The organism is Kineothrix sp. IPX-CK (genome assembly GCF_039134705.1).
In the GTDB taxonomy this organism is placed as follows: domain Bacteria; phylum Bacillota; class Clostridia; order Lachnospirales; family Lachnospiraceae; genus Kineothrix; species Kineothrix sedimenti.
On the sequence record NZ_CP146256.1, the window covers coordinates 1,971,463 to 1,987,308 of the forward strand.

The 15,846-nt window shown below is 43.1% G+C and carries 17 protein-coding genes; 13 read left to right on the top strand and 4 right to left on the bottom strand.

Going from position 1 to position 15,846, the window contains the following annotated elements:
* Positions 1-16 precede the first annotated feature (16 nt).
* The gene (locus V6984_RS09595; RefSeq protein WP_342759559.1) at positions 17-499 is read right to left on the bottom strand and encodes a hypothetical protein; all 483 of its coding nucleotides are present in this window, start codon (positions 497-499) and stop codon (positions 17-19) included.
* Between the two features lie 187 nt (positions 500-686).
* Between V6984_RS09595 and hisA the strand changes: the two genes are divergently transcribed.
* Entirely contained in the window at positions 687-1,478 is a 792-nt protein-coding gene (hisA, locus tag V6984_RS09600) for a phosphoribosylformimino-5-aminoimidazole carboxamide ribotide isomerase (protein WP_342759560.1), read from the top strand.
* 190 nt (positions 1,479-1,668) lie between these two features.
* Here the strand turns inward: hisA and V6984_RS09605 are convergent, their stop codons facing one another.
* Positions 1,669-1,869, bottom strand: a complete 201-nt coding sequence (locus V6984_RS09605) for a cold-shock protein (protein WP_031390490.1) — start codon at positions 1,867-1,869, stop codon at positions 1,669-1,671.
* A gap of 323 nt (positions 1,870-2,192) precedes the next feature.
* Between V6984_RS09605 and V6984_RS09610 the strand changes: the two genes are divergently transcribed.
* From V6984_RS09610 to V6984_RS09620, 3 genes are all read left to right on the top strand, one after another.
* Positions 2,193-2,717 (top strand): transcription repressor NadR, encoded by a 525-nt coding sequence (locus V6984_RS09610; protein WP_342759561.1) that lies wholly within the window; start codon positions 2,193-2,195, stop codon positions 2,715-2,717.
* Positions 2,718-2,849: 132 nt separating this feature from the next.
* On the top strand, positions 2,850-3,632 hold the full coding sequence (locus V6984_RS09615; protein WP_342759562.1) for a M23 family metallopeptidase: 783 nt from the start codon (positions 2,850-2,852) through the stop codon (positions 3,630-3,632).
* Between the two features lie 9 nt (positions 3,633-3,641).
* Entirely contained in the window at positions 3,642-4,061 is a 420-nt protein-coding gene (locus V6984_RS09620) for a polymer-forming cytoskeletal protein (protein WP_342759563.1), read from the top strand.
* A 64-nt stretch (positions 4,062-4,125) separates the two neighbouring features.
* On the opposite strand, the gene V6984_RS09625 is transcribed toward V6984_RS09620, so the two are convergent.
* Positions 4,126-4,416, bottom strand: a complete 291-nt coding sequence (locus tag V6984_RS09625) for a YerC/YecD family TrpR-related protein (protein WP_342759564.1) — start codon at positions 4,414-4,416, stop codon at positions 4,126-4,128.
* A gap of 181 nt (positions 4,417-4,597) precedes the next feature.
* On the opposite strand from V6984_RS09625, the gene V6984_RS09630 reads away from it, so the two are divergent.
* From V6984_RS09630 to V6984_RS09660, 7 genes are all read left to right on the top strand, one after another.
* Positions 4,598-5,251, top strand: coding sequence for a DUF1836 domain-containing protein (locus tag V6984_RS09630; protein WP_342759565.1), 654 nt, complete (start codon positions 4,598-4,600; stop codon positions 5,249-5,251).
* 16 nt (positions 5,252-5,267) lie between these two features.
* Positions 5,268-5,546 carry a hypothetical protein gene (locus V6984_RS09635; RefSeq protein ID WP_342759566.1) on the top strand — a complete coding sequence of 93 codons (279 nt, stop codon included), beginning with the start codon at positions 5,268-5,270 and terminating at the stop codon, positions 5,544-5,546.
* A gap of 90 nt (positions 5,547-5,636) precedes the next feature.
* Entirely contained in the window at positions 5,637-6,146 is a 510-nt protein-coding gene (locus V6984_RS09640; protein ID WP_342759567.1) for a sigma-70 family RNA polymerase sigma factor, read from the top strand.
* Positions 6,143-6,601 (top strand): hypothetical protein, encoded by a 459-nt coding sequence (locus V6984_RS09645; RefSeq protein ID WP_342759568.1) that lies wholly within the window; start codon positions 6,143-6,145, stop codon positions 6,599-6,601. The genes V6984_RS09640 and V6984_RS09645 overlap by 4 nt, the downstream gene beginning before the upstream one ends.
* A complete protein-coding gene (locus tag V6984_RS09650; RefSeq protein ID WP_342759569.1) occupies positions 6,598-7,245 on the top strand; it encodes a hypothetical protein in 648 nt (215 codons plus the stop codon). Before V6984_RS09645 ends, V6984_RS09650 begins: the two co-directional genes overlap by 4 nt.
* Complete coding sequence (locus V6984_RS09655; protein WP_342759570.1) at positions 7,214-7,546, top strand: LiaI-LiaF-like domain-containing protein; 333 nt, start codon at positions 7,214-7,216, stop codon at positions 7,544-7,546. The genes V6984_RS09650 and V6984_RS09655 overlap by 32 nt, the downstream gene beginning before the upstream one ends.
* 772 nt (positions 7,547-8,318) lie before the next feature.
* Positions 8,319-10,358 (top strand): methyl-accepting chemotaxis protein, encoded by a 2,040-nt coding sequence (locus tag V6984_RS09660; RefSeq protein WP_342759571.1) that lies wholly within the window; start codon positions 8,319-8,321, stop codon positions 10,356-10,358.
* An 86-nt stretch (positions 10,359-10,444) separates the two neighbouring features.
* Here the strand turns inward: V6984_RS09660 and V6984_RS09665 are convergent, their stop codons facing one another.
* Positions 10,445-11,458, bottom strand: coding sequence for an ABC transporter substrate-binding protein (locus V6984_RS09665; protein ID WP_342759572.1), 1,014 nt, complete (start codon positions 11,456-11,458; stop codon positions 10,445-10,447).
* 208 nt (positions 11,459-11,666) lie between these two features.
* Here V6984_RS09665 and V6984_RS09670 point away from each other — a divergent pair, with 208 nt between their 5' ends.
* Positions 11,667-12,995 carry an SPFH domain-containing protein gene (locus tag V6984_RS09670; RefSeq protein ID WP_342759573.1) on the top strand — a complete coding sequence of 443 codons (1,329 nt, stop codon included), beginning with the start codon at positions 11,667-11,669 and terminating at the stop codon, positions 12,993-12,995.
* A gap of 178 nt (positions 12,996-13,173) precedes the next feature.
* Positions 13,174-15,639: an ATP-dependent helicase gene (locus tag V6984_RS09675; protein WP_342759574.1), complete on the top strand. Its 2,466-nt coding sequence runs from the start codon at positions 13,174-13,176 to the stop codon at positions 15,637-15,639.
* Positions 15,640-15,846: the final 207 nt, after the last annotated feature.

Sequence of the window (15,846 nt, forward strand, 5' to 3'; positions counted from 1 at the left end):
AGACGATAATGAATTGTTAAGGATTTTTATTATTGTTTCCTACTACATCGTTAGTAATATTGGATACGCCGTCCGCAACATCATCCACTACATCGCCTACCGCATCGCCCGCATCGTTGAGTACGGAGCCGGTATTTGTATCGTTGTCAACCGTATTGTTCGTTGTGGTGTCGGTTCCGTTAGCGACGTTGTCCGTGGTATCAGTTGTACCAGCATTATTGGTGGTATCGGTTGTATTAACGTTGTTATCCTTTACACCATTATTATTATCCGCGCCGTTGTCGTTTGCATTGTTCGCGGTATCAGTTGTGCCGGTTGTGGCATTGTCTCCATTAGTTGTTGTTGTGCCGAGGCCGGTTCCGTTATCAGTGCCGTTCGTGGTGGTACCGGTAGCGGTATCGCCTGTGGTGCCTGTTGTACCGACATTACCGCATGCGGCAACGAAGCCGAGCATGAGGACAATAAGAGAAACCGATATCAGTTTTTTACCGTTTTTCATAACATTCCCTCCATTTTTTCATTTTTTTAAAACATATCACACCTTGAATATATCAATGCCTGAACACATAACTATCAGGACATAAAAAGTCCGTGAATATCGAGCATAACAATGCCCGGAACGGATAGGTGTTCCTTAAGTATTGTTCTCATGAAGGGAAAAAATTATACGGAAGCAGGAAGACAAAATGGAATTACGACCTTGTATTGATATTCATAACGGTAAAGTGAAACAGATCGTAGGCGGCACTTTAAGAGACGAAGGCGATTCGGCGAATGAGAACTTTGTTTCTGAAAAAGATGCGGCATTTTATGCAAAATTTTATAAAAAATACCATTTAAAAGGCGGTCATATTATTCTGCTCAACGCTCCATCCAGTTCTTTTTTCGAAGAAACGAAGAGGCAGGCGGTAGAAGCACTTAGGGCCTATCCCGGAGGATTGCAGATAGGCGGAGGCATTACTGCTGACAACGCAGGGGAATATATAGAAAAAGGCGCTTCCCATGTTATCGTAACCTCATATGTTTTTAAGGATGGCAGCATAAAATATGAAAATCTGGAAAAATTAATCGAAAGAATTGGAAAAGAAAAAATAGTCCTTGATCTGAGCTGCCGAAAAAAAGGCGGAAGTTATTATATTGTTACCGACAGGTGGCAGAACTATACAAATGTTAAGCTTGAAGAAAAAACACTCGAGCAATTTTCCGATTACTGTGATGAATTCTTAATCCATGCGGTGGATGTAGAGGGCAAAGCGAGCGGCATTGAAGAAGAGCTTGCAGCGCTTCTCGGAGGATGGAATAAGATTCCTATCACCTATGCAGGTGGAGTGCATAGCTTCAGCGATCTGGAAAAGCTAAGGCTTTTAGGGAAGAACAAAATAAATGTGACGATAGGCAGTGCCCTCGATTTATTCGGAGGAGAGCTGAAGTGGGAAGAAGTCATAGAATATATTGCAAACAAAAAAGAACCTATCTGATGCAAAGATAGGTTCTTTCCTTAATCCGTTACCAAATCTGTTACCATATTACAAATTTTAAATAAGAATCATTATTAATAATAGTATATATATGATAATAATATATTATTAAATAATAAAGTACATTATTTATATATGAAAAGGCACATGTTGATACTGATTAAAGCTTGTTATAATAGCGAAGCGCTAATTATAACTTAGATACGTTAACAGCCTGAGGACCTTTTTCGCCATTGATTACTTCGAATTCAACAGCAGCGCCTTCTTCAAGAGACTTGAAGCCGTCCATGTTAAGTCCTGAGTAATGCACGAATACATCATTGCCCTGCTCATCAGAGATGAAGCCGTAACCTTTTTGGTTGTTAAACCATTTTACTGTACCTTTGTTCATTTGAGATACCTCCAACAAAATAAATATATCGTATACCATTACACGACATCCATAGAATAGCATAAGTAAACGAAAAAGTAAATATAAATGTTAAGAAAAATGGAAGAAAAATATAAATAAAATTTATCAAAAAATTATGCAAAAAATCCAAATACATTTCGAGATTCGTATGATAATCTGATAAAGGATTAATCAGTAATCCAAATGTAAAATTCCCCTTTTACATGGAAAAGACACTTGCCTCGGTAAGTGTCTTTTTTGCTTAATATCAGAAAAATTTACATCGCGTATTTTTTGATTTAGGGGAAGTGAATGAGAAAGGCATGGTTGTGACGATGGAAAGCGATGCGAGAAGGAAAACAATATTAGAAATACTGCATAAGGAATCTCTGCCGGTGTCGGGAACAGAACTGGCGGGAAGGCTTGGTGTGAGCAGGCAGGTAATCGTTCAGGATATCGCTCTTTTGCGTGCGACGGATAAGAATATATTGTCTACGAATAAGGGGTACGTTTTGTTCGTCGAAAAATCCAATCGGAAAAGAAGAACGTTTAAGGTAAAGCATGCGGATGAGGCTATTTTGGATGAGCTGAATACGATCGTAGATTTCGGAGGAAAGATTCTTGATGTGGTGGTTGAGCACGATATTTATGGACAGATTTCAGCGGATTTGATCATTAACAGCAGGGCGGATGCGGATGCCTTCGTGAAGCAGACCTTGAAATATAAGACGAAGCCTTTGAATGGTTTGACCTATGGAGTCCACTTTCACACGGTGGAAGCTGACTCGGAGGCGATACTCGACAGGATAGGGAATGCACTTCAGAATAAGGGATATTTAATAAAATAATAGAAATTAGATAAAATAGAATCGAAACTGAGTAAAAGTATTACAAGAATATAACAAAAACATTAAATAAAGTTGTTTTTATAAGGTCACTTATGGTAAAATATGGAGAGTTTACTGGAGGTGACTTTAATTATGGATCTCAAAAGGAGAAAGAGTAAGATAAGCTACACGGTCATGATTATCTCCGATTCCGCCAAGAATCATATAAAACAGTTTCACCTGAGAGCGGGAGCGGTAGGCGTCATAACGGGTATTGTTTTTGTAGCGCTTGTTGCTCTCGTCTGCTATGTGGTATACAGTTCTATCACTTTATCCGATTCCCTTGAGCGGAGTAGGAAGCAGGTGGAACAGATCACGCAGCTGAGGGAAGAAAAGACACAGCTGGAAGTTTCCAATGAGGAGCTGACGGAAAAGGTTTCTATTTTAAGCGAAACCGTCAACCAGAAGGTAGAGGCAGAGCAGGCTTTGGCGGCGCAGCAAGAAGAAAGCCGCATTCCTAAGGGCTTTCCGCTCAGCGGTTCGGCGCAGATAAAGACGGCGGAGGGCGCAGCGGCAGGTGAAGCGGCTGAGGAAGAGAATCAGGATACTGAGCAGGAAAATACAATTGTGAATGCGGATACAAAGGAAATAATATTTACGGCGGCGGCAGGCATTAATGTAATAGCCTCCGGTGCAGGAACGGTAACAGCGGTGGATACGGACGTGCAGTACGGCCATTCTATCAGTATCGATCATGGAAACGGCTATATCACTATTTACCGCAACGCGGGCAATCCTATGGTAAAGGTTGGGGACGAGATAACGCGCGGCTCCATATTGTACGTCATAGCGGAAGAGAATACGGATATGGCATACAGCATTAAGCAGGAAGACACATACATCGATCCAATGGAAATGATTGAAATCAATGGTTAGGAGGAACATATGTTGGGTAAAAAGACTACGGAGCATTTAAATGCAAAAATCAGCAGCGTCATAGGTGCTGATATGGTAATGGAAGGAAATATTACCGCAAAGGAAACGATCCGCATAGAAGGAACGGTAAAAGGCGATGTCAGCTCGGAAGGAATATTAATTGTCAGCTCTTCCGGTAAGGTAATCGGAAATGTGAAGGGAAGCAGCATAATGGTAAGCGGTACGATTCAGGGAGACATGGATTCTAACGGAAGAATCGAGGTGTCCGCTACCGGAAGGATTAACGGAAATATCAAGACGAAGAGTCTCATCATCGATGAGAACGCCGTTTTCCAGGGGCAATGCACGATGAATACGCAGGAAAATGTATTGAAGGCGGCTGAATATAAGGCAGGAGCTGCAAAAGAAGATACGGCGGAAAAGAAATAAACCGAGCCGTAAAATATGCGATAATAAAAAATCACTTCGGCAATGTCGCTGAAGTGATTTTTTATTATTTTTCATCCATTCTTCCGAATACTAATTCGTAGCCGTCGTTGCCGTAGTTGAGGGAACGGTTGACGCGGCTGATGGTAGCGGTAGAAGCACCGGTTTTCTCCGCAATTTCCAGATAAGTTTTGTGGTCGCGAAGCATGGCTGCTACTTCGAATCTCTGTGAAAGGGACAACAATTCGTTGACCGTACATAAATCTTCGAAAAAGCTATAGCATTCTTCCTTATCCTTCAAACTAAGAAAGCCATCAAATAGATGGTCGACAGCGTCCGTCCTTATTTTTTTATTCATGTTGCAGTACCTCCGAATACTTTTCTGCTTTAAAGTTTTACAGCTAAATATATTTTATTTTATCATATTAAAGTCGTAAAGTAAAGGAGAGACTTTAAAAGTATATGGATACCAGAGGGATCTAAGTTTGTACTTGCCATGTGGTTTTTAATACTATATAATAAGGCATAGAGGTGTTATTATGACGATTGATAAGGATGATTTGTTGAATAGCATAATAGAAAGTCTGGATCGTATACAGTATATAAAGTTGGAGGATATTCCCAACATAGATTTATATATGGATCAGGTAACGACGTTTATGGATAAAAAGCTGAAGAGTGCGACGAGAAATCCGGAAGACGATAAGATCCTGACGAAGACGATGATTAACAATTATGCCAAGAATGATTTGCTGCCTCCTCCGGAAAAGAAAAAGTATTCGAAGGAGCATATACTTCTCTTGATTTTTATCTATTATTATAAAGGAATATTGACGATCAGCGATATCCAGACACTGCTGAATCCTTTGAGCGAGCGCTTTTTCGGCAATGAAGAGTTTGGGCTTTCGAATGTTTATAAGGAAGTATTCAGCCTGGAGAAGGAGCAGGTGGATGTGCTGAAGGAAGACGTGATTAGCAAATTCCATGTATCGAAGGATACCTTTGAGGATGCGCCTGAGGAGAGCAGGGAATTTTTACAGTTATTTTCCTTTATTTGTATGCTGAGCTTTGATGTATACGTGAAAAAGCTTTTGATTGAAAAGATGGTGGACAGTTTCGGCAAGGCTGCGGACGGTAAAAAAAAGGACGCGAAGAGGGAAAAGCCGGAACCAGAACAAAATAAGAAGAATTAGATATACGGAGATTTTTATGGGGGATAAAACGAGGGATAAGGAAGAACTCGCGAAGCTGCTTGAAGAAAAGGAATTCAATATCGGGCAGGCGATGAAAATATGTGCAGAGGATATGGATTTGTATATCGAGGTTTTGAAGAGAGGTTCTTATCGTGGAATACGAGGAGTTGGTTGCTTTTCTTCAGAGCGTTTTCGAACCGTCGGCGAAAGAAACAAAATAAAAAGGCGGGTATTGGAATTGTCAGTGTTTTCGGCAATTCTTTTTTTGATAAAAATGATAAAAATAAAGGGATAATATAAATAAAAATATTTGAAGATTTTGCAGGAGACGTTGCGTTATAATAGATGAAAGAGGAAAAAGGAAGGGGTGAGAAGTATTAATCAAATGAATAAAGAAGAACGACTGTCGGCGATGATTGATACTTATCAGAACCTTGTTTTTTCTATCTGTTATAAAGTGACGGCAGATTATTTCGCCGCCGAGGATTTAACGCAAGAGGCCTTTCTGGCCGCCTACAAAGGCTTGGATGGCTTTGAAGGGACCAACGAAAAGGCTTGGCTGTGCAGAATCGCTACCAATAAGAGCATCGACTATTTGAGAAGCGCCGGCAGGAAGGCGGTGCCTACAGAGGACGCGTTTTTTGAGCAGCAAAGCGAGACGAGGGGCTCTCCCGAGGAAATATGTCTGGAAGAAGAAGTTCGGGAGCGGCTGCTTAAATATTGCAGCAAGTTAAAGCCTCCCTACGATGAAATCGCTAAAGCGGTCTATTATGACGAGATGAAAGCGGAGGAAATCGCGAGAAAGAGGAACGAGAATATAAAAACCGTGCAGACACAAATTTACAGAGCACGGGATATGTTAAGAAAGCTTTATGGAAAGGAGAAGAGCGCATGAAGGAAGAACAGGGATATTTGAGTGAAGAAGAATTGAACGACCTGATTGCAGAGGTGGAAGGCAGCGGGGGAGTTGCGCCTCCGGTATATTTAAAGGACTGCATTATGGATGCCGCACGGGGAATTAAAGTGATTTCTATAGATGCCGAAAAGCGGAAGAGGGCGGCGAAGCTGCAGTTCATAACATACAGCTTGAAAATCTTCACGGCAGCAGCGGTGGCAGTATTCTGTCTGACGGTAGTGCCTCTGGACCTCTCCACAGGTTATGCTCCGGCGGATAGAAGCCGGGTTGAGCGCAGAATAGATGAAAACATGGAAAGGCATGAAGAAAGGAATAAAAAGCTGCTTGAGAGAACTCAAAAAAGTGATTGGAAGGAAGTGATCGACACGAAATCGGAGGAACTTTTCCGTATGTGGAACGGTCTGAAATTAAAAGATGGAGGTAGAATAGGATGATCAGAAGGAAAAAGAGCAGATTTTGGACATTTTGTTTTTCGCTCATTCCGGGAGCGGGAGAGATGTATTTAGGATTTATGAAGATGGGGGTAAGCCTGATGGCGTTGTTTTTAGGATCGATGGCGCTTATGCAGTTTCTTGAGCTGGGTTTTATTGCGTGTATCGCAGGAGTTATATGGTTTTACAGTTTCTTCCACGTGAACAATCTGGCAGGACTTTCCGAAGCGGAGCTTGCGGGTACAAAGGATGAATATTTGTTTAACCTGGACAGATTTTTTAAGATGGATATGGACAGTGCCAGAAAGCATAGAAAGATAATTGCAACCGTGCTTATAGCAATAGGAGTTATTCTTTTGTGGAACGAGTTTGTGGACATTTGCTATTCCTATCTGCCGGAAGGCGCATACATGATAGCCTATACGATTCCCCGCGTCGCTGTCGGGGTAGCAATTATTATAGCAGGTTTTTATATGATTAAAGGAAAAAAGGAAACTTTAAACGAAATCATCATAGATATCGAAGCGGAGGAAAGAGAAAGCAAACAGACAGCCATGGCGGAAAGCGAAGGGACACATCCAGTTGAGGCAGAAGTGATATTGGAAGGGAGTCAGGATGGAACAAAATCAGATAACCAAAACGCATAGAATAGGCACAATGACCTGCGGTATTCTATTAGTGATGTTTGGAATACTGTTTTTACTCAATATTTTTGTTCCCCAGTTAAATTACCAATTGATATTTAAGCTGTGGCCCGTCATCTTCATATTTTTAGGTCTGGAGGTGCTGGCAGGCAATTATAAGGCATCCAGGACGGAGGCCGCTAACGAAGGCGGCATTCAGTTCATCTATGATAAGGCGGCAATATTTTTGATGATTTGCCTTAGCTTCTTTGCAATGCTCATGGCTTCGGTGGATTATTTCATACAGTTCAGTCGTGTCATGTAAATCAAAATCATCGATGTAAAGAAAATTTATTTCCTGTTTTTGGATCACAGTAACTAATAAAAGGCGGATTTTCTCAGGAAGTAACGTCAAACTATATAAATGAACGAGAGAACACTTGCAAAAGGCCTTATTCAGCCGCCTTTCAGCAAGTGTTTTTTTGCGATAAAACTTGATAAAAGCAAACTGTTAAAAGAAAAAAGGCTTGAAAAAAGCTTTTTAGGTCCTTGTCAATAGAAACTTTTGTAAAATTATTTTACAAAGTTACACGATAGGGATTGACTTTTTTATGTCGGCGTATTAAATTAATAATAAAGAATTTATTGGAAATTTTCAAAAATAATCAAAAAATGCTGTAGAATTACTTGATATTGATTTTGGAAAATATGAAAAATGCACAATAAAAGAAAATTTTTAAGGATTTCTAGATACTGATAACTTTTATGACAAGCATTTTAACTACAAGTAAAAAATTTTCTTGATGTAAAGGCCTTAAAAACGATTTGATAAAAGAGACGAAAGCAGCAGGTTTTAGCTTTTTATAAATCTGGAAGGCAAATGAGGATTGGACGTTTTATTATGAAGACAGAACCAGGGGACATTTACAAACAATAGGTATTGAGATTTATGCCCGATAGGGAGGTGTCCGTACGATATGCCTGCCATTACCGAGGCATAACTTTTTTTGTGGCAAAGAGCTTGAAGGGTATTGGCAGAGGGCAGAGTTGTGGCCGTATGCTTTATAAAATAAAAGGTAGCTAAGGAGGAGAGAGTGATGAGAAAGAGAACTGAATGGAGAGTTAAAAAGACCAAAAAACTCGAGAAGGCTAAAAAACTCGAGAAGGTTCAGTTGTTTCAAAAGCTTTCAGGAAAGAAATCGATTAAAATGAGGCTGCAGGTGACCAGTGCAATGGTGGTAACTGCGCTTTCGCTCATATGGGGAGTAGTCTGCGGAGTGCTCTTATATAGCGATGCGGTAAGCAACATGAATATGCGTATTCAGGAAACGACGGCGGCATACAGCCAATCCGTCCAAAATGCGATTCGGGTTTACACGACCAGAATGGCTGTAATGATAGATGATACCTCTATAGTGGACCAAAAGAAGTCTCTGGAACGAAGAATTGACCTTATGGGACGTTTGGCTAATGAATACGGCTTCGATACTCTTTCGATAGCGGATAACACAGGGGATTCCACGGATGGAACGAATGTGGCTGAACAGGAATATTTTACGATGTCCATGGCGGGACATACCTACATATCTACGACGCAGGTCAGCAATGCTACGGGAAAAACGGTGCTCATCGTATCTGCAAAGCTTCATACAGGTTTTGACGGCATCGCGATCGCTACGCTTGACAGCAATACTTTCAGCGGGATGGTAAAGAATATCGCAATCGGAAAGTCCGGCTATGGTTTCATCACGGATAAGAATGGCAAGATTATAGCGCACGGCAATCAGGAGGTCGTAGAAAACCAGACCAACTATATTGAGCTGGCGAAGGAGGATTCCTCCTATGCGGATATTGCATCGGTAATTCAGAAGATGACAGCAGGTGAAACAGGCACGAATACGGCCAGATTAAACGGATCGATGATAACGGTAGGATATACGGCGATTCCAGGTACCGACGGTTGGTCCATGGGTGTCGCGGTAAAGACATCGGAGTTAATGAAAAACTTTTATATATCCCTTGTGATTACCCTGATTCTTTTCGTATGCTCGGTATTCGTTGCGGTAGCCATTATGAAAAGAATTGCTAATCCAATCGTAAATCCTATTATAAGTATGGTAAAGCGACTGGAGCTTTTGGCGCAGGGCGATTTACGTTCGGATGTTCCTCAGTATAGCACCGAGGATGAAATAGGAACACTGTCTCAATCGCTGACACTTACGGTTAATTCCCTGAGTGAAATTATCGGAGAGACTTCTTCTGTACTCAGTTCCTTGGAAAAGGGAGATTGTACCGTCGTATCCAATCTGGAATATCAAGGCGATTTCGTTGAGATAAAAGTGGCGCTGGAGGGTATTATCACCAACTTAAACCAGATTTTTGCGAACTTTAGAAACTCAATAGAACAAATGTCCGGCGGTGTGCAGCAGTTGGCGGCAGCGGCGCAGGAGTTGGCTACCGGCGCATCCGATCAGGCGGCATCGGTGGAAGAACTGAACGAATCGGTTGCCTCGGTGGCCGTACAGTCCGAGAAGAATATTGAGAATATGAAAAAAGCGTCAGAATATGTAAAGCAGACCGGAGAAGGTGTAGAAGAAGGCAATGCACATATGAAGAAGCTGGAGGGCGCTATGGATCAGATCGGCGAGGATTCCGAGAAAATATCAGGAATCACGAAATCCTTGCAGGATATCGCATCCCAGACTAATCTGTTAGCGTTAAATGCAGCAATTGAGGCGGCCCGGGCTGGAGAAGCGGGCAAGGGCTTTGCAGTAGTTGCCGATGAGGTACGCATCCTTGCGGAGAAGGCCTCCCAGTCGGCAAAACAGACCAACGAATTGATTCAGCATGCGGTAGAATCCATTGCGGAAGGAAAAAGAATATCCGCTGAAACGGCTAAAATATTAGAAAATGTTGAAGCTACCACCGTATTCGTCGAGCAGACAACTAAGGCGGTGGAAGTGGCTTCCTCAGAACAGACGAGAGCTATTGAACATATCAATAAAGGTTTGTCGCAGGTTGCATCCGTAGTGCAGAACAATGCGGCGACGGCAGAGGAAAGCTCTGCTTCCAGCGAGGAGCTGGCGGCTCAGGCTCAGATGATGCAGGAAGAAATCGCGTGGCTTAAATTGAAATAAAAATAGATTTTTCTGTTATTCAGGAAAGGGCGTCCGATGGGAAAATGTACATCGGACGCCCTCCTGTTTTTTGCGGGTGTGTGAGATTATTTTGCCGCTTCCATTGCGAACTGTGTATTAACAAGTGTATCATAAGGAACTCTTTCCGATAACTCGCCCGCTTCGTCCAGAATGTTCTGAAGAAGGGTGAAGGAATCCTCTTCGAATATCAGATTGTCTTTCCACGTATCCTGGTCGTAGTAACGAGTAACGATTGCGGTAATGGTATCCAAGTCTGTTTCCTCGAACTGCGGAGCTATTGCCTTCGCTATTTCCTCAGGTTTATGGCTGTTTACGTAGTCCATGCCTTTTTGCAGAGCATTGGTGAAGGACTGTAGGATTTCGGGATTAGCGTCGATATAGCTTTTCTTGGCGCTGAAGGCGGTGTAAGGAACATAGCCGGAATCTTTGCCCAGAGAGGCTACCACATAACCGTCACCCTTTGCCTCTAAAGAGGTAGCGTGTGGCTCGAATTCAATGGTAAAATCACCCTGCCCTCCTGAAAAGGCAGCTGCTGTGGAACCGAAATCGATGCTTTGGTCGATGTTCAAGTCGGCTTTCGGATCGATATTATTCTTCTTCAGAATGTATTCAAAAACCATTTCAGGCATTCCGCCGGCTCTTCCGCCAAGCACCTTTTTGCCCGTCAGCATATCCCATGAAAAATTATCGATAGGCTGCCTTGATACGAGAAAGTTACCGGCGCGCTGGGTAAGCTGTGCGAAATTGATTACATAGTCCTGCGTGCCTCCGATATATGTGTAGATGGTACTTTCGCTTCCCATAAAGCCGATATCCGCTTCATCGGTAAGGACAGCGGTCATCGTTTTATCTGCGCCGAATCCGGTAACGAGATCTAGATTGATTCCTTCTTCGGCAAAATAGCCTTCCTCGATTGCTACGTACATGGGAGCATAGAAAATCGAGTGTGCTACTTCGTTTAAAGTAACCTTCGTCAAGTCTTTTCCGGGAACCGCACTGGTTCCTGATTTTTGACATCCGGTGAGACAGCTTGCCAGAAACAGCAGGCACAGGACGAGAGAAATAACTTTACGAGTCAAAGAAAATGAGGTATGTTTCAGCATTTTTTCATAATTCCTCCATAAAATATCGATGGTTTATTATATGAGGGAAGAATGAAAATGTGTTTGTCCGGGGCTTCTTGTTTGGCTGGACAATAACTGTCAAAATAGTTATAATGTTTTATAAATACAAATATAAGAAGCGACCGAAGCGGAATGTTCCGGTTGTGTGGAGGGTAAATAGAATATGGGATTGATTAAGGCTATTACAAGTGCCGTGAGCACGGCTTTAGGAGACCAGTGGAGAGAATATTTTTACTGTGATGCCCTAAGCGGTGATGTGTTAGTAACCAAAGGGAAAAAGCGGATTAACAGAGGAAAAAGCAGTAATACGAAGGGTGAAGAGAATATTATTACCAACGGTTCCGTTGTGGCTGTTAACGAAGGACAGTGCATGATTATCGTAGAGCAGGGAAAAATTGTGGAATTCTGCGCAGAGGCGGGAGAATTCATTTATGATATGTCTACGGAGCCCACGTTATTCTATGGAGATCTGGGAGAAAACATAGGTCTTACCTTCGATAATATAGGCAGACGTTTTACCTTTGGAGGGGATGCGGCGAAGGATCAGAGAATTTACTTCTTCAATACGAAGGAAATCATGGGAAATAAATATGGTACGGCCAGTCCGGTTCCTTTTCGCGTAGTGGATCGCAACATCGGTCTGGATGTGGACATAGCTATCCGCTGCAACGGGGAATATTCCTACAGGATTACGGATCCGCTTTTGTTCTATACGAATGTATCGGGAAACGTGACGGATGATTATACAAGAGACAGAATTGACAGCCAGTTAAAGGCTGAGCTTATGACTGCATTGCAGCCGGCATTCGCTAAGATTTCCGACATGGGGATCCGCTACAGTGCTGTGCCGGCTCACACTATGGAGCTGGCGGATGCTTTGAACGAGGTGTTATCTGCGAAATGGTCGGAGCTTAGAGGTATTTCTATCGTTTCTTTTGGCGTTAACTCCGTGAAGGCCTCGGAAGAGGATGAGGATATGATCAAGCAGCTTCAAAGATCTGCGGTACTCAGAACTCCCGATATGGCTGCGGGCATCTTGGCGGGAGCGCAGGCGGAGGCCATGAAGTCGGCAGCGTCCAATGAATCCGCAGGACCGATGATGGCCTTTGCCGGAATGAATATGGCGAATATGGCCGGTGGAATGAATGCCAGTACGTTGTTTGAAATGGCAGGGCAGCAGCGCAGTCAGGAGGAGGTCCCGGTACAGACGAAGCAGCCTGCGGAGGGATGGAACTGTTCCTGCGGAAGAAAGGATAATACAGGTAAATTTTGTGCGGAATGCGGCACTCCAAAGCCCGTGGATGGCTGGGTATGTTCCTGCGGTGCTGTTAATAAAGGAAAGTTCTGCAGTGAGTGCGGTCTGAAAAAGCCGGCAGGTGAGCCTTTGTATAAATGCGACAAGTGCGGATGGGAACCGGAAGATCCCAGGAATCCACCGAAATTCTGCCCTGAATGCGGCGATTCCTTTAATGAGGATGACGTAAGACAGTAGGAAAATATAAAGAACAAACAGTCCTCTTGTAAGCGGATACCTGCAAGAGGACTTTGCTTAAAATCAGAACAGTCAGCATTGTGCATTATTCCTGATTTGAAACAGGATTTAGCGATGTGATAAAAGTGCAGTAGTAAGCCTTTACCACATCGATTGAAAGGAAAACGGATAAAGAAGCATGAGTATTTACGACACATTGAACGAACAACAAAAGCAGGGGGTTTTCACGGTGGATGGCCCGGTTTTGCTGCTTGCGGGAGCAGGAAGCGGTAAAACGAGGGTGTTGACCCATAGAATCGCATATTTGATCGATGAATTCGGGGTTCAGCCATGGAATATTATGGCGATCACCTTTACAAATAAGGCAGCAGGAGAAATGCGCGAACGTGTGAACAGCATTATCGGTCATGGGGCGGAGCAGGTATGGGTATCCACGTTTCATTCCACCTGTGTAAGAATTCTTAGAAGATACATAGACAGATTAGGCTTCGACAATAATTTTACCATATATGATACGGACGATCAGAAAACCGTAATGAAGGATATATGCAAGCGTCTTCAGATTGATACGAAGATGTTAAAGGAAAGAACCTTATTAAGTGCAATTTCCTCTGCAAAGGATGAACTGATTTCCCCTGTCGATTATCAGCTTCAGGCGATGGGTGATTATAATAAAGCGAAAATTGCAGGAGTCTATCATGAATACCAGGCAGTCCTTCGCAAAAATAATGCTCTCGATTTTGATGATTTGATCGTAAAAGCCGTAGAGCTTTTTAAGGCATGCCCGGAGGTACTTGAGAGTTATCAGGATCGCTTCCGCTATATCATGGTGGATGAGTATCAGGATACGAATACGGCCCAGTTCGAGCTTATCCGTCTTTTGGCTGATAAATACCGTAATCTTTGCGTAGTGGGAGATGACGATCAGTCCATTTATAAGTTCCGGGGTGCTAATATCCGAAATATTCTGGACTTCGAAAAGGTGTATGCGGAGGCCACCGTTATCAAACTGGAACAGAATTATCGTTCTAGCCAGAACGTGCTGGACGCGGCGAATGCCGTTATTCGGAATAACGTCAGCCGAAAGGATAAGGCTCTCTGGACGAGAAAGGGAGAAGGAAGCAGAATTCATTTCAGACAATTCGATACAGCCTTTGAGGAGGCAGAATATATCTGTGACGATGTGGCAAAGAAAAAAAGAGAAGGGATGTCTTCCTACGGCGAATGTGCTATTCTCTACAGGACAAATGCGCAGTCGCGTATGTTGGAGGAGCGATTTGTGGTGCAGGGGATTCCTTATGATGTGGTGGGAGGTACGAACTTTTACTCCAGAAGAGAAATAAAGGATATGCTTGCCTATTTAAAAACCATCGACAATGGCAGAGACGACGTTGCAGTGAAAAGAATTATCAATGTGCCCAAAAGGGGAATCGGCGCTACCACAATCGTTCGGGTACAGGAATATGCTGATATGAGAAATATCAGCTTCTATGATGCCTTGAGGGAAGCGGATCAGATCATGACGATAGGAAAGAGCGCTGCGAAGCTTGCGCCTTTTGTTACAATGATACAGACCTTTCGCAGCAAATTGGAATATTATAGTCTCGAGGAGTTGATGAAGGATGTCATCGAGACCACCGGCTATGTGAAGGAGCTGGAGGAATCCGATGATGAGGATGCGGAGGACAGAATCAACAATATCGATGAACTTATCAGCAAAATAGTATCCTATCAGGAAACTCACGAGGAGCCGAATCTAAGCGAATTCCTGGAGGAGGTCGCTTTGGTTGCTGATATCGACAGGATAGAGGACGATGGGAACCGAGTGCTTCTTATGACCTTACACAGCGCGAAGGGACTGGAATTCCCTCATGTGTATTTAGCAGGAATGGAGGATGGTGTATTTCCAAGCTATATGACCATCACTTCCGATAATCCCGAAGATATCGAGGAGGAAAGGCGCCTTGCCTATGTAGGAATTACGAGAGCCAAGGAAGATCTGACGATTACGTATGCAAAGCAGAGAATGCTGCGGGGAGAGACTCAGTACAACCCAATCAGCCGTTTCGTAAAGGAGATACCGGAGCAACTGCTGGACAGCAGACTGCCATCCGTCAGAAGCCGGGATTATACGGAATACGAGGAGGATTCTTATGAGCGCAGTCATTTCAAGGCAAAGCCCTTCGGCATGAGCTATATGTCTCAATATGGAGCCGGGACAGCAGAAAAAAGCGGCGATAAGGAAGTCTCTTATAGAAGAACTGAGGCAGAACAGTCCGTCTTTTCAAGAGAAGGGGCGTCGGGAGGCTACCAGAGGATTTTCGACAAAGGGGTGTCAGCACAGTCCGTCAAGTCAAAGCCCAAAGCGATTGCGGTTCCTAAGCGGACGCCTGCGGAAAACAGGCCCTTTATAGCGGGAGGCGCCGCCGGAAGCTTAAGCGGCGTAAGCGGTTTATCAAAGGGGGCACCGGAAGCGGGAACGTTAAACTATGGCGTAGGTGACAGAGTACGTCACATTAAGTATGGGGAAGGCACGGTTACAAAAATGGAAAAAGGACCCCGTGACTATCAGGTTACGGTGGTGTTCGATGAAGCTGGACAGAAGATTATGTATGCTGCCTTCGCAAAATTGAAAAAGTTATAATCGCGAATTGGCAGCGTTGAAGGTGTTGAGCGGTTATAATGTTGAGTTAAATTTAATGAAAAAATTATAGTAAAATATGGGAATTGGTGTTATATTATTAATAGGATTGCTTTTGAAAAATACAAAAGTTAATAATGCCATCATTCAAAGAAATATTTCATAGAAATAATTCATAAACTGAGTTCTAAACGGTAACAATAAATCGAA